Origin of the sequence: Halobaculum rarum, from assembly GCF_040025155.1 — an archaeon.
Taxonomy (GTDB): domain Archaea; phylum Halobacteriota; class Halobacteria; order Halobacteriales; family Haloferacaceae; genus Halobaculum; species Halobaculum rarum.
On the sequence record NZ_CP157275.1, the window covers coordinates 1,011,987 to 1,025,501 of the forward strand.

15 protein-coding genes are annotated in these 13,515 nt (G+C 68.5%); 12 read left to right on the plus strand and 3 right to left on the minus strand.

The genetic code is table 11. The features are described 5' to 3' along the window. The first annotated feature begins 21 nt into the window (after positions 1-21). The 7 genes from ABJD39_RS05355 (at position 22) to ABJD39_RS05385 (ending at position 6,794) form a co-directional block, all read left to right on the plus strand. Positions 22-1,356, plus strand: coding sequence for an FAD-dependent oxidoreductase (locus ABJD39_RS05355; RefSeq protein ID WP_348612830.1), 1,335 nt, complete (start codon positions 22-24; stop codon positions 1,354-1,356). Positions 1,357-1,780: 424 nt separating this feature from the next. Further along, on the plus strand, positions 1,781-2,071 hold the full coding sequence (locus ABJD39_RS05360; RefSeq protein WP_348612832.1) for a DUF2249 domain-containing protein: 291 nt from the start codon (positions 1,781-1,783) through the stop codon (positions 2,069-2,071). Between the two features lie 62 nt (positions 2,072-2,133). Next, the gene (locus ABJD39_RS05365; protein WP_348613707.1) at positions 2,134-2,367 is read left to right on the plus strand and encodes a DUF2249 domain-containing protein; all 234 of its coding nucleotides are present in this window, start codon (positions 2,134-2,136) and stop codon (positions 2,365-2,367) included. Positions 2,368-2,498: 131 nt separating this feature from the next. Next, positions 2,499-3,788, plus strand: coding sequence for a DUF6498-containing protein (locus ABJD39_RS05370; protein ID WP_348612834.1), 1,290 nt, complete (start codon positions 2,499-2,501; stop codon positions 3,786-3,788). Positions 3,789-3,913: 125 nt separating this feature from the next. Beyond that, positions 3,914-5,212, plus strand: a complete 1,299-nt coding sequence (locus tag ABJD39_RS05375; protein WP_348612836.1) for a CaiB/BaiF CoA transferase family protein — start codon at positions 3,914-3,916, stop codon at positions 5,210-5,212. Next, positions 5,212-6,393 (plus strand): thiolase C-terminal domain-containing protein, encoded by a 1,182-nt coding sequence (locus ABJD39_RS05380; RefSeq protein ID WP_431357871.1) that lies wholly within the window; start codon positions 5,212-5,214, stop codon positions 6,391-6,393. The genes ABJD39_RS05375 and ABJD39_RS05380 overlap by 1 nt, the downstream gene beginning before the upstream one ends. Next, the gene (locus ABJD39_RS05385; protein WP_348612838.1) at positions 6,390-6,794 is read left to right on the plus strand and encodes a Zn-ribbon domain-containing OB-fold protein; all 405 of its coding nucleotides are present in this window, start codon (positions 6,390-6,392) and stop codon (positions 6,792-6,794) included. The genes ABJD39_RS05380 and ABJD39_RS05385 overlap by 4 nt, the downstream gene beginning before the upstream one ends. Before the next feature lie 44 nt (positions 6,795-6,838). Here ABJD39_RS05385 and ABJD39_RS05390 read toward each other — a convergent pair whose 3' ends face one another. After that, positions 6,839-7,492 (minus strand): TetR/AcrR family transcriptional regulator, encoded by a 654-nt coding sequence (locus tag ABJD39_RS05390; RefSeq protein WP_348612839.1) that lies wholly within the window; start codon positions 7,490-7,492, stop codon positions 6,839-6,841. Positions 7,493-7,602: 110 nt separating this feature from the next. On the opposite strand from ABJD39_RS05390, the gene ABJD39_RS05395 reads away from it, so the two are divergent. Beyond that, on the plus strand, positions 7,603-8,958 hold the full coding sequence (locus ABJD39_RS05395; RefSeq protein WP_348612840.1) for an amidohydrolase family protein: 1,356 nt from the start codon (positions 7,603-7,605) through the stop codon (positions 8,956-8,958). Positions 8,959-9,007: 49 nt separating this feature from the next. Further along, on the plus strand, positions 9,008-9,907 hold the full coding sequence (locus ABJD39_RS05400; protein WP_348612842.1) for a fumarylacetoacetate hydrolase family protein: 900 nt from the start codon (positions 9,008-9,010) through the stop codon (positions 9,905-9,907). A 92-nt stretch (positions 9,908-9,999) separates the two neighbouring features. Here ABJD39_RS05400 and ABJD39_RS05405 read toward each other — a convergent pair whose 3' ends face one another. Further along, entirely contained in the window at positions 10,000-11,001 is a 1,002-nt protein-coding gene (locus tag ABJD39_RS05405; protein WP_348612844.1) for a TatD family hydrolase, read from the minus strand. A gap of 216 nt (positions 11,002-11,217) precedes the next feature. Here ABJD39_RS05405 and ABJD39_RS05410 point away from each other — a divergent pair, with 216 nt between their 5' ends. Then, positions 11,218-12,264 (plus strand): WD40/YVTN/BNR-like repeat-containing protein, encoded by a 1,047-nt coding sequence (locus ABJD39_RS05410; RefSeq protein WP_348612846.1) that lies wholly within the window; start codon positions 11,218-11,220, stop codon positions 12,262-12,264. A 2-nt stretch (positions 12,265-12,266) separates the two neighbouring features. Beyond that, positions 12,267-12,665: a DoxX family protein gene (locus tag ABJD39_RS05415; RefSeq protein ID WP_348612847.1), complete on the plus strand. Its 399-nt coding sequence runs from the start codon at positions 12,267-12,269 to the stop codon at positions 12,663-12,665. A gap of 109 nt (positions 12,666-12,774) precedes the next feature. Here the strand turns inward: ABJD39_RS05415 and ABJD39_RS05420 are convergent, their stop codons facing one another. Then, positions 12,775-12,960 carry a hypothetical protein gene (locus ABJD39_RS05420; protein WP_348612849.1) on the minus strand — a complete coding sequence of 62 codons (186 nt, stop codon included), beginning with the start codon at positions 12,958-12,960 and terminating at the stop codon, positions 12,775-12,777. A gap of 182 nt (positions 12,961-13,142) precedes the next feature. Here ABJD39_RS05420 and ABJD39_RS05425 point away from each other — a divergent pair, with 182 nt between their 5' ends. Next, on the plus strand, positions 13,143-13,499 hold the full coding sequence (locus ABJD39_RS05425) for a hypothetical protein (RefSeq protein WP_348612851.1): 357 nt from the start codon (positions 13,143-13,145) through the stop codon (positions 13,497-13,499). Positions 13,500-13,515 lie beyond the last annotated feature (16 nt).

Genomic DNA, 13,515 nt, shown 5'->3' on the forward strand with positions numbered 1-13,515 from the left:
TCCGCCTACGGAGGACCACAGATGACCCTGACGACGGTAGACCGGTACGACGATGATCGGGTGAACGAGACGGGTGGCCATGCGGTGGTCGTCGGCGCGAGCGTCGCCGGCCTCTGTGCCGCGCGCGTCCTCCACGACGCGTTCGAACGCGTGACGGTCGTTGAGCGCGACGCGCTCCCGGACGACCCGACCGGTCGTCGAGGCGTGCCACAGGCCACACAACCGCACCTCCTGTGGGAGGCCGGCCGACGGACGCTCGACGACCTCTTCACGGGGTTCAGCGAGGACCTCCACGCCGCAGGCGCCCCGGCAGTACGGGCCCGACGAGACCTCCTCCAGTACAGCGAGGGCGACTTCCTCGCCCACGGCGCCGACGATCTGACCCTCTACACGGCGACCAGACCCGTGTACGAGCACGTGCTCCGGCGGCGCGTCGTCGCCCTCGACGGCGTCCGGATCCGCGACCGCTGCCACCTCGTGGAGTACCACACCGCCGGCGGCGGCGCGAACGTCGACGGCGTCGTCGTCCGCGGTCGGAGCAAGGCTCGGGATGAACGAGACACCAACGGCGAGAGCGACGTCGGCAGCGATGGCGACAGCGACGACGGCAACACTACCGCCGGCGGGACGACGACCATCGACGCCGACCTCGTCGTCGACGCCACCGGCCGGGCGAGCAGGACGCCGTCGTGGCTGGCGACCCACGGGTACGATCGGCCGGCCCTCGAAGAGGTCGGGATCGACGTGGCCTACGCGACGGTCACCGTCGACAGACCGGGCGACGATACGCGGGCGATCGGCGTCCTCGCGGAGGCGCCACGCACCCGAGGCGGTGTCGCGCTCCCGGTCGAAGGCGACCGGTGGCTCGTGAACCTCCACGGCGTCCACGGCGACCACCCGCCGACGGACGAGGCGGGACTCCGCAGGTTCGCGGGGACGCTGCCGACGCCCGAGATCGCGCAGATCCTCGACGGCCACGCCTGGGACGGGGCCGCCGTTCGGGAGTACCGGTTCCCGTCGAACCGGCGCTACCGCTACGCGGACCTCGATCGCTTCCCGCGCGGCCTCGCGGTCGTCGGCGACGCCGTCGCCAGTTTCAATCCGATCTACGGCCAGGGCATGTCGGTGGCAGCTCTGGAGGCGCTCGCGCTCCACGAGGTGCTCGGGGAGGCCACGGCGGGCGGAACCGAACCGGGAGCGGGCGTGCCGCTTGCACTCCGGGTGTTCGACCGCGCCGCGCCGATCGTCGACACGGCCTGGGGGATGGCGGTCGGGGCGGACTTCGGCTACTCCCAGACCGGTACTCAACACCGCTGCGGCGACCGCCGGAGACGGTTTCGACGCCCGTTTCGATGACCTCCGCGTCGACTGCGACGGCGTCGTCGACCGCCTCCGACTGCTGAAGGTAGTCGTACCCGCCGAAGCCGGCGGCCGCGAGTCCGATGACCAGCAACGCCAGCGCTCCGCGAGTTGTACTCGGACCGTTGATCGACAGCGAGCTATCACCGGCCATGCGATACCGACCTCCGGACGGGCGAACAAAGCCGATATGCAACTCCCGGACTACGCGGTGAGGGCGACTCGAATGGGGACACACACGCCGGTGCAAGCGATAAATGATGGTCGTTACGGTCTACTTGAGGTAGACATCCGGCGCCTCAAGACACGTCCCGTGTCTATTGCAGATCTGACGAATGCGTGGCGACGTGAACCGTCAGGGAGCGATCCGACGAACATCATCGGGTGAACGACCAATCGGATCCGTCCCGAACGGCCGAGTATGGCCCACGCCGATCCCGACGCTGCCGACGACGACGCAGGCACCGGAACCGACACCGAACCCACGATCGACGCTGACAGCGCTCGCGTACTCGACGTACGCGAGAGCGACTCGCCGCCGTTCGAGCGAATCACGAGCGCGCTGGGGGAACTCGATCCGGACGAGACGCTGGTGATCGTCAACAGCTTCGAGCCCGAACCGCTGTACGCTGAACTCGACCGCCGCGGGTTCGCCCATCGGGCGACGCAGCTCGGCCCGGACGAGTGGCGGGTCGCCGTCGAGTACGAGTGACCGCCACATCGGAAGATGTTCGGGGCGAGGACTACCCCGACAGCGGACCGACGGTGGATCGCATGCCAGCCGAGACGCTCGACATCCGTGAGATTCCGCCCGCGAAGCGACACCCGACCATCCACGACGCGTTCGCCGATCTCGACGCCGGCGAGTCGCTCGAACTGATCAACGACCACGACCCGCAACCGCTGTTCTACGAGTTCCAGGCGGAAGTCGACGACTTCGACGCCGACGGCTACGAGGTCGAACAGCGCGGCCCCGGCGAGTTCGTCGCCAAACTGCCGAAAGAATAACTCGGTCGAAACCGGGGTCGGAGGGGTCGACCAACCGCACGCCCGCCAGCCTCTCAACGCCGCCGGCCCGCTCGTCGCCCCCTGTCGAGACGGACCACAGCGCGTTTCCCGATCCGAGTTGACCGGAAAATGTGCGATCTGCCCTCCCCACTCCGTCCGCACACTCGCGCTCCGGCCCGCTCGCGATCCTCGCCTCGAACCTCCTAGCCCCGGTCGGCGTCCTCGTGCTCGGGTGGTCGACGACGGTCCTGCTCGGCGTGTTCGTCATCGACGTGATCGCCGGCGTCTGGTGGGCCGTCGTGAAGGTCCCCTTCGCCGCGAAGCGCCCGAACAACGCGATCGACGACGACTCGCGGCTGTTCGGACCGTTCGAGACGAAGCGTGGCGAAATCGCGCTTCCCGGCCCGCTCCCGCCAGTGTATCTCCGGAACCTCCCGACGCTGGCCGTCGCGGCGTGCGCCCTCGCTCCGCTCGAAACGGCCGTCGCGTTCGTGATGTTCGCGCTTCCGGATCCGACGATCACCGACGCCGTGGCCGGACAGTTGCTGCTCGGCGGACTGGCCGTGGTCGCCGGGCGCGGGTACGAGACGTGGGCGGACTACCTCCGCGGCGGCGGGTACCGCGACCACTCCCCGCGGTCGGTGTTGCTGCGCCCGTTCATGCACCTGTTCGGCGTCGGAGCGCTGCTGTTCGTCGCCGGGGGGCTGGCTGGGTCGGGACGTGCGGGAGATGTCGTGCTCGGACTCGTCGTCGCGGGAAAGCTCGCGTTCGATCTCCGGACGCTGCAGATCGAACGCGATCCCGACCGGCGAGGGTGGTTCTACCGACTCTACGGGAGCGCCGAGACGGAGATCGAGCCGAAGCCGGTCGTGGTGCCGGACGGCGAGCCGCTCGCCACGATCCGCCCGACCCGCCGCGTTGCGGTCGTCGACGCCGCGTTCCGCGGGATTACGTACTCGCTGTCGAGCCCCGTGCTCGTGGTGTGGGCGGTCGTGATCTTCTTGGCAGGTATCGGGGCGTGGTCGCTGGTGGGCTGGCCGGCGCTTGCGCTGATCGCGTTCGTGGGGCTCCGGACGCTGGGACGCTATCTCGCGTACGGAAGCGTCGAGTACCGTGTTTACGACGGAGTGCTCGTCGTGTACGACCGACTGCTCAGCGAGCCGCAGGCGCGAATCGAGGGAGCCGCCGTGACCGACGCGAGCATCAAGCGCGACCCGGTCGACCGCGTGTTCGACACCCGAACGCTGGCCGTTAACGGGACCGACGACGACACCGGACCCGATGTCGGTCTGACGGTGCCCGACCCCGAGGAGGTGAACGACGACGACCCGAACGCGAACCGGTCGCTGCGGGTCGTCCACGTCGCGGATCCGACACCGGTGGCCGAGGCACTCGGCGCCGCGTGGCATCTGGAGCGGTGACCCGGACCACCCATCGGCCGAATCCGCGTCGTGTGTGAACAGTCGCCGAAAGCTTTACCGAGCGGTAAGCGAAACGGGAGGGGACGAAGACCCTGCGGGGAGATCCCGCGGGACGGAACACCACAATGTCCGACACCGACACCGATTCACCATCGACACAGGGGAAGATGCTCGAGGGCGTGAAAGTTCTCGATCTCTCGACGTTCGTAACCGGCGGGTTCAGCTCGGCGATGCTCGCCAACCTCGGGGCGGAGGTGATCAAAGTCGAGCAGCCGGGGTACGGCGACGCGATCCGTCACTCGGGGCCGCCGTTTATCCAGGGCGAGTCGCCGTACTACTGGACGGTCAACTACGGCAAGCAGAGCCTCGAACTCGACTTGAAGAACGACCGCGCGAAGGAGGCGTTCTACGAACTGGTCGAGCACGCCGACGTGGTGGTCCAGAACTACCGACCGGGCACCGCCGAGCGCCTCGACATCGACTACGACACGCTCTCGGAGTACAACGACCAGCTCATCTACCTCGCGATATCCGCGTTCGGCCAGACCGGGCCGTGGGCGAAGCGCTCGGGGTACGACCTGCTCATTCAGGGGATGAGCGGGCTGATGAGCGTCACCGGCGAGGAGGGCCGCCAGCCGGTGAAGGTCGGCGTGCCGATGACCGACCTCATCACGGGGATGTGGGCCGGCTTCGGCGCAATGGCGTCGCTGTACCGCCGCGAACAGACCGGCGAGGGCGAGTACATCGACCTGGGGATGCTGGAGGCGACGCTTCCGTGGCTCACCAAGCAGGCCGGCATGGTCTTCGCCGGCGAGGAGCCCAAGCGCATGGGCACGAAAGACCCCGTGCTCGCGCCGTATCAGACGTTCGAGACGAAGGACGGGTACATCAACGTCTGCATCCTCAACGAGAAGCTGTGGCACGAGCTATGCGAGGTGATCGACCGGCCGGACCTCCTCGAAGACGAACGCTTCGCGCAGAACGCAGACCGCGTGGAGCATCAGGACGCCCTCGAGGCCGAGATCGAGGCGACGCTCACGGGGAAGACGACCGACGAGTGGATCGAGATCATCGCCGAGGAGGGGGGCGTCCCGGCCGGCCCCGTGTACGAGGTTGAGGAGGCGCTCAACAACCCGCAGGTCGACGCTCGCGGCGCCGTCTCGGAGATCGAACACCCCGAGTTGGGCGAGATCCCGATGATCGAGCACCCGCTGAAGTTCGCGAACGGCGAGAGCGGCTTCGACCGGGCGCCGCCGCTGTTGGGCGAGCACAACCGCGAGGTGTTCGCGGAGTTGGGCTACTCCGAGGCGGAACTCGACGACCTGGAGGCGGCGGGCATCTTCGGCGGTACGGACGACGCGGACGGCGATGCCGACGGCACGAACGGCGATGCCGACGACGCGGACGACGGCGACGACAGCTGATGCCCCAGATCACGCTCCCCGGCGTCGGCATGACCCAGTTCGCGTCGGCCGACCACCGATCGCTCGTCAGTCTAGCGGCGACGGCGTGCCGGCGGGCGGTCGACGACGCCGGACTCGATCGAGGCGACGTGACCTCACTGCACGCGGGCACCGCGCTGGCGGAGGCGCTCGGCCAGCAGTCGGGGCTTGCGAACGCCCTCGCGGGCGCGCTCGGCATCGAGGGCGTCTCCGCTGACCGCGTCGAGAACACGAGCGCGACCGGGGCGACGGCGGTCCACCGCGGGATCGAGGCGGTCGCGAGCGGGGCCTCGGCGGTCGCGCTCGTCGTCGGCGCCGAGCGGATGTCCGCCGCCGACACCTCGGCGGTGACGGACGCGATCAGCCGCCTCACCCACTCCCGGGAGTACGCGCAAGGACTCACGCTTCCGTCGTTCGGCGGGCTCGCGGCCGGCGCGTACCTCGACCGGCACGACGCCCCCCGCGAGGCGTTGGCGGCCGTCGCCGTCAAGAACCACCGAAACGCCGTCGCCAACGAGGTCGCGCAGTTCCGCCGCGAGGTCACCGTCGAGGATGCGCTCGACTCGCCGGTCGTCGCCGAACCGCTCAGACTGTACGACTGCTGCCCGATGAGCGACGGAGCGGCGGCGGTGGTCGTGACGCGCGGCGACCGCGACGAGGTCGGCGACGGCGACAGACAGGACAGCGACGCCGACCGCCCGGTCCGCGTCACGGCCCACGCGAGCGCGACCGGCACCCACCCGGTCGCCGAGCGGCCGGACCCGCTGGCCATCGAGAGCGTCCGCGTCGCCGGCGAGCGACTGTTCGACGCCGCGGGCGTCGGCCCCGACGACGTGGACGTGGCGTGCATCCATGACGCGTTCACCGTGCTGGAGCTGATCGAGTTGGAGGAGTTGGGCTTCTACGAACCCGGGACCGCGTGGAAGGCGACGATGGAGGGGGAGACGGCCATTGACGGCGCGCTCCCGGTGAACCCCGGCGGCGGGCTCAAGGCCCGCGGCCATCCGCTCGGGGCGACGGGCGTCTCGCAGATCGTCGAACTCGTCTGGCAGCTCCGCGGCGACCTCCCCGACGAGCGGCGCGTCGACGGGGCAAGGCGGGGGATCGCGGTCAACGTCGCCGGCTTCGGGAACAACAGCGTCTGTACGATGCTCGAAGCATGACCGGGAACGACCGCGGGTCCGGCTCGGGAGCCGACGCCGGTACCACGACCGACGACCCGCCGGCCGACCACGCGTTCGGCTGCCGAGAGTGCGGACGCCGCTGGTACTACACCAAGCCGCAGTGCCCCGACTGCGGGAGCGAGCTGTCGACCCACACGACAGCGCGACTCGGCGAGGGAACGGTGCAGGCCGTGACCCGCGTCGAGGTGACGCCGGAGGACGTTCGCTCGCCGAATCAGCTCGCGCTGGCCGACTTCGACGGCGTCCGGTTGATCGCGCAGGTCGCCGGCGACGACGACCCGACCGCCGGCGACCGGGTCGCGTTCGCGGGGTCGTTCACGCTCCGCGGCGGCGACGACGCGCGGCAGCCGCGGCTTCGGGTGGTCGAGGACGGTGGATGAGCGCGAGCGTCGAGAACACGGGAAGCGGGACAGGTCGGGCCCGATCAGGTGTCGGACTCGGTGTCGTCGGACCCGTCCGCGTCGACGCCCACGGCGAGCAGCGAGTCGACGACGAACTCGTCGATGGAGCGCCACGCCTGCTCGGGGGCGTCGTCGTGGCCCAGCGAGAGCTTGCGGCCGCGGGCGGCGTGGATGATATCGGTGATGAGCTGGCCCGCCCGCTCGGGGTCGGTCTCGCGGAAGACGCCCCGTTCGATGCCGTCCTCGACGACCTCGGTGATGCTGCCGCGGATCCGGCCGTAGTGCTCGTTGAAGATCTCGCGGTGTTCCTCGTCGTTCTGGGCGTGGGTGAACAGCTCGTGGTACACCTTCATCCGGTCCCAGTGGGAGAACTCCTCGAACCCGGGGCCGAACAGGCACTGGTGCACGCGGGCCTCCAGTTCCTCCCGCGGCGGGGCGTCGCCGTCGACCTCGACGCTGCCCTCGTACTGGTCGATGATGTACTCGAGGAAGCTCGACATGAGGTCCTGCTTCCCCTCGTAGTGGTAGTGGATCACCTGCCGCGTCATCTCCATCTCCTCGCCGATGTCGCGCATGCGGAGGGCGGAGTAGCCGTGCTCGCTGAGGGCGCGGAACGTCGCCTCCATGATGTCCTCGCGGGTGTCCGCGGGAACGGACCCCTCGTCCGACTTGCTCATTGCCGGGAGATTGCGCCGAGCCACATATAGCACTTTGTCTCGAACGGCGTCGTCTATAGTTTACCAGATGGTAATACTTTCATACCCCCACACCCATGTTGCCGTTGCACATGACACAAACGATCATCAAGGACGGCACGATCGTCACGCTCGACCCGGACATCGGCGAGGTCGACGGCGGCGACGTGCTGATCGAGGACGGCGAGATCGTCGAGGTCGGCGAGGACCTCTCGGACGCCAACGCGGACGTGATCGACGCGTCGGGGAAGATCGTCTTCCCCGGGCTCGTCGACTCGCACATTCACCTCGCACAGACCCAGGTCAGGGGCATCGCCGGGGACTGGTCGCTCATGGGCGAGTACTTCGACCACATGCTCGGCAACATCACCGGGCTCTACCGGCCCGAGGACATGTACCTCGGCGGCCTCTTCGGCGCCTTCGAGAAGCTCTATACGGGGACGACCACGGCCCTCGACTGGTCGTACCCTAACACCCTCGAACACGGCGAGCGGGCCGTCGACGCGCTGAAGGACGCCGGACTGCGCGCGGTGTACACCTACGGCCCGCCGGGCGACGACGCGGCGAAGTGGTGGTACGACAGCGACGTCGGCCTCCCCGAGGGGAACATCCGCGAGCTCTACGACGAGCAGATCCGCGACGACGACCTGCTCAGCTTGGCGCTCGGGCTCCGAGGGCCGGATTTCTGTATCGACGAGACCGCCCGCAGCGACTTGGAACTGGCGCGAGAGCTGGGGGTGCTCTCGACCATCCACATGGGTGCCGCGCAGTGGACCTCCTCGGAGTACAACCCCGAGTACCAGGGCTTCGGCGCGATCGAGGACATGCTCGGCCCCGATGTCAACGTCGCTCACGGGAACCACTTCTCCCAAGAGGACATCGACCACGCCGTCGAGCAGGGCGTCTCCTTCTCGTCGACGCCGGAAGTCGAGATGCAGATGGGCCACGGCATCCCCGTCACGGGGAAGGTGCTCGAAGCGGGCGGGCGCCCGACGTGGGGCGTCGACGTCTGCTCGAACATCAGCGGCGACATGAGCAGCCAGATGCGGATCGGGATGCAGGTCCAGCGCATGTTCCGCAACCAGGACATTCTGGAGGGCGGCGAGGAGGTCGTCGACGTCGATCTCACCGCACGCGACACGCTGGAGATGGCGACCATCGAGGGCGCCCGCGCCCTCGGGATGGCCGACGAGATCGGGACGCTCACGCCCGGCAAGCGCGCTGACGTGGTGCTGCTCGACGCGAGCAACTTCATGACCGCGCCGTCACACTCGCCGGTGCAGACGATCGTCTTCCAGTCGGACCCCTCGCACATCGACACCGTGCTCGTCGACGGCGAGCCGGTCAAGCGGGGCGGCGAACTGACGAACGATCTGGTCGACACGGAGTTCGATCGGTTCATCGAATCCGGCCACCGGCTCATCGAGGCCGCCGGCATCGACCTCTGAGGCGCGGCGCGACGACAACACACCACGAGACCGCATTCACAGCACACAGATGCGATTCGGACAATACAGCACACCCGAGGACGACGCCGCGTGGACCGGCGTCGCGCTCGGCGACGACGGCGACGACGACACGATCGTTCGACTCCCCGAGGCCGGCGCGGCCGCGGGCGTCGAGATTCCCGCGGCGACCGTCGACCTGCTCGCGAGCTGGCAGTGGCGACGGAAAGCCGAGATGGCCGTCGAATACGCCGAGGAGACCGGTACCGGCCTGTACGACGCCGCCGAGGTCGACAGACACGCGCCCGTGAGCGACCCCGAGAAGGTAGTCTGCGTGGGCTTGAACTACCGCGACCACGCCGAGGAAGGCGGCAACGAGATCCCCGAGACGCCGGTGTTGTTCTCGAAGTTCCCGACGACCGTCGCCGGGCCGGACGACGCGATCGGGTGGGATCCCGGCCTCACGGGGAAGGTCGATTACGAGGCGGAACTCGTCGTCGTGATCGGTGAGGAGGCCCGCCGCGTGAGCGAGGACGAGGCGATGGACCACGTCGCCGGCTACCTCGTCGGCAACGACGTGTCCGCCCGCGACCTCCAGCACGGCGACGGCCAGTGGGTCCGCGGGAAGAGCCTCGACGGGTTCGCCCCGACCGGTCCGGAGCTGGTGACGGCCGACGAGATCGACGACCCCCACGACCTCGACATCTACGCCGAGGTCAACGGCGAGCGGCTGCAGGACTCCTCGACCGACCAGCTCATCTTCGGGATCGACGAGCTGGTTTCCTTCTGTAGTCAGGCGTTCACGCTGAATCCCGGCGACCTCGTCTTCACGGGGACGCCGCCGGGCGTCGGCGTCTACCGCGAGCCGCCGGTGTTGCTGGAGGACGGCGACACCGTCACCATCGGCGTCGAGGGACTGGGCGAGCTGACGAACGACTGCGAGTATCGGTGAAGCGAAGCGGTACGGTAGTGCCGTACCGCTACCCGAGCAGCGATTCGCTGCACCGGTGTCAACCCGGGCCGAACTGGCGACCCGTCTTTCGACTACTCGTCGAACCCGAGCACGCGCTTCGGGTTCTCCCACACGACCGTGCGGATGTCCTCGGTGTCGATGCCGTAGCGGTACAGCTCGAACATCGCCCGCTTGATCGCGTACGGGTCCGTTCGGAGGACGTTCGCGCAGTCGGTGTCGATCATGATCCGCTCGGGGCCGTACTCGTCGATGGCGTCCGCGACGGTCGCGGCGTCGACGCCAACGAGCCACGAGTGGCCGATGGTGTAGCTGAGATAGCAGTCCGTCTCCTCCATCAGGTACGCCGTGTTGTTCTCGTCGGCGTGGGAAGCGATCACCCGATCTTCCGCGAGGCCGGCGTCGTGGGCCGCCGCCACGTCGATCTTCACCGCCTCGAGCGCGGGGTTGTCGCCGTCGATGACCGGCTCGGTCCCGAGTCCGGGGTTCTTCTCGTACCCCGGCGTGCCGAGTTCGGGACGGTACGAGCGCTTCGCCGGCGGCGACGTGTTCGGGGTGTGGAGGATCACCGGGAGGTCGTGGTCGTCGGCGATCGCCATCTGCGCCTCGACGACGGCCCGCTGCTCGTCCAGGTCCCACGCCTCGACGTGCTGGCTCGGGGTGACGCCGGTCTCGCCGACGACCGCGACCTCGTCCAGTTCGCAGTACTCGTCCATCGCCGACAGCACCGCGTCGGGGTCCTCGATGCGGACGCCGGTGTGGACGCCGAGCCCGAGCTTCGCCTCGAAGAAGTGGTTGCGCTCGATGGCCGCGCGGCGGTTGATCGCGTCGTCCCAGAGGTAGCGGATGTCCGACGCCCGGACGGGCTTGTACGGCGTCCAGTGGTAGCCCGACGAGACCATCACCATCCCCGCACATCCCGAGAGGGCGTACCGCTCGCGGTCCTCGTACGAGAGCGTGTGTGCGTGATTGTGGCCGTCGATCCACGGGGTGTTCAACAGCTCCGTCGGGAGGTCGATATCCTCGTCTATGTACGTCGCGTCCGTCGGGCGGGTCGTGGGGTAGGTGTCGGTCATGAGTAGGTCGTGAAGTGGTCGTCGTTGGGAGTCGGGCCGGTTCGCGGGTGCGCGATCCGCCGGCGGCGACGACCGGCGCGGTTTCGGCGCGGAGTGATGCGCGCTCGGCGCCGATCGGCGGACCGCCGACGCCGGTGCAACGACGATGATCGCGGCGGCACGTAGTGGTTTACAGTTTGGTAAATATTTATTAGCTGGGGTGCGTTGACATCCGGTATGTCACTGTTGATCGGGACCGACGCGGGGTTGTACCGCGTCGACGACGTTCCGTTCGAGCGAGCCGACCCGGAGCGGGTACTGGACTGTGGGGTCGTCACCGCGGTCCGTACGTTCGACCACACCGAGGGCGTGTTCGTGGCGTCGTCGGCGGGCGCGTTCCGGTCGACTGACGGCGGCGACAGCTGGACCGATCTCGGCGTCCCGCTGGGCGACCGCTTCTGGCACGCCGGCCAAAGCGAGGTATGGTCGATCCTGGCGACCCGCGATGGATCGTGGTACGCGGGCACCAACGACCCGTACGTGTTCCGCTCGGTCGACGAGGGCGAGACGTGGTCGGAGCTGAAGGGCTTTCGCGACCTGCCCTCGCGGGGCCACTGGGAGTCGCCGATCGACCCCCACTACGCGCGACTGCGCTCCCTCGAAACCGTGCCGGGGCGCCCCGAGCGCCTCATCGCCGGCGTCGAGGCCGGCGGGATCCACCTGAGCGAGGACGGCGGACGGACGTGGCTCGACCGCCGCGACACCATCGTCGACGACATCCACCAGATCCTCCCCATCTCCGAGGACGTCTGGCTCGCCGCGACGGGCTATCTCGATCACGATCTCGAGAACCTCGGGCTGGGGCACGCGGTCGGCGAGGGCGGCCTCTGGCGGACGACCGACGCCGGCGACTCGTGGAGTCGAGTCGACACCGGGAACGACTTCTCGTACATCCGCCGGGTGTTCGTCCACGACGGCACCGTCATCTTCTGCGGCGGCGAGGAGGCGCCCCCGGCGTGGGTGAACGACGAGCACGAGACCGCGCTGTTCGAGTCGACCAACTTCGGGCGCGACTTCGAGCGCGTGCCGTACCCCGGCGAGCCCCACGAAGTGATCGAGACGTGGACCGTCCACGACGGCGACGTGCTGTGCGGCTCCGGGCTCTTCGACGTGCCCGACGTCCGCGACGACGTGGAGGGCCGGATCATCCGACGCGACGACGACGGCGAGTATCACACCGTCGGGCGCGTGGAGACGAACGTGAGCCGGATCGAGGCGATCTGACGATGGCGATCGACTCCCCCTCACGGCTCGGCCGACTCATGTACAGCGGGATCCTCGCGTACATGGCGATCGACGGGTTCCGAAACAACGACAAGCGCGTCGAGATCGCCGAGGAGAAGGGTGTCCCGATGCCCGACGTCATGGTCCCGTTCTCCACCGGGATGCTGCTGGTGGCAAACGTCGGGATCCTCCTGTGGCGGTTCCCGCGGCTCGCCGCCGGAGCGCTGCTGGTGTTCTTCGCGAGCACGACGCCCGTTATCCACGACTTCTGGGACCAGGAGGGCGGCGAGCGCCAGGGCAACAAGATCAACTTCCTCAAGAACGTCGCGCTGATGGGCTGTGCGGTGATGCTCCTCGATGCTGCGGGCGACGACGCCGACGGCGACGGCGACGACGCCTGAATCGGACGGCGATCACGCGTTCCGCACGGGAGTTCAACGGCGACCGATCGGAGTTCGCGTCGGCTCGCCGGGGTACATCGACCGCGATCCCCGCGACGACCTGGAGCGTTCAGGCGGGTCGCGCGGAGAACCGTTCGGCGATCTCCACAGCGACGGTCGGGTCCGCCTCGAGCGCCTCGAGACACGTCCGACAGACCGGTCGGTTGCGGAACGACCGCGGCGGCGACGCGTCGCTCGCGCGGACGACCGCCTCCGCGCCGGTGCAGGCCAGCCAGATCGCGCATTCGAGCCCCATGTCATGAGTATTGACAACGTGTGACAATAAGGTTGTGTACGCCGCCGTGGTTCGAGACCGGCGCGACGCGGACGGTCGTTCGATTCGACGGCGCGACCAGATACATAAAAACACTGCCCGAGCGCGCCGGCGCCGCACGGCCACAGTCGAGTTACCCGTCGGCTTGCGGTACCGTACTTCGCATGACGAACGCAGCCATCATCGTTCTGGCAGGAACGGACGGACACTCAAACCTCGGTCGCCTCGCGAACGGGCTGGAGGCGGCCAAGGAGTTCGCCGAGAACGACGGCGACGAGCTCGAGCTCATCTTCGACGGCGCCGGGACGCAGTGGATCCCGGAGCTCGAGGACGAGGACAGCGACTACCACGAGCTGTACCAGTCAGTTCGCGACGACACCGCAGTCTGTGACTACTGCTCCGGGGCGTTCGGCGTCGAGGACGCCGTCGCGGAGTCCGGGCTCGTCACGCTGGACGACCACGACGGGCACCCGAGCATTCGGAGCCTCGTCGACGACGACTACGAGATCATCACCTTCTGAGGTCGACGCCGTCAGC